This window comes from Desertibacillus haloalkaliphilus (assembly GCF_019039105.1).
GTDB classification, from domain to species: domain Bacteria; phylum Bacillota; class Bacilli; order Bacillales; family KJ1-10-99; genus Desertibacillus; species Desertibacillus haloalkaliphilus.
Map to the genome: position 1 here is coordinate 1 of NZ_JAHPIV010000666.1, position 312 is coordinate 312.

Below are 312 nucleotides of genomic sequence, written 5' to 3' on the forward strand. Positions count from 1 at the left end.
GTCCGGACGGGACTCGAACCCGCGACCTCCTGCGTGACAGGCAGGCATTCTAACCAACTGAACTACCGGACCATTTTGGTTGCGGGGGTAGGATTTGAACCTACGACCTCCGGGTTATGAGCCCGACGAGCTACCAGACTGCTCTACCCCGCGATAATATTTTTATGGTGCACTTCTTAGCACTACTGATGTTGACTCGCAGTAATGTGTTACATCGTTGTTTCGTCAACTTAAGTATGGTGGAGGATGACGGGATCGAACCGCCGACCCCCTGCTTGTAAGGCAGGTGCTCTCCCAGCTGAGCTAATCCTC

General features: G+C 53.5%; 1 tRNA gene. It reads right to left on the bottom strand.

Annotated features, from left to right (window positions below):
* Nucleotides 1–76 precede the first annotated feature (76 nt).
* Nucleotides 77–153: transfer RNA gene (locus tag KH400_RS23775), tRNA-Met, on the bottom strand.
* Nucleotides 154–312 lie beyond the last annotated feature (159 nt).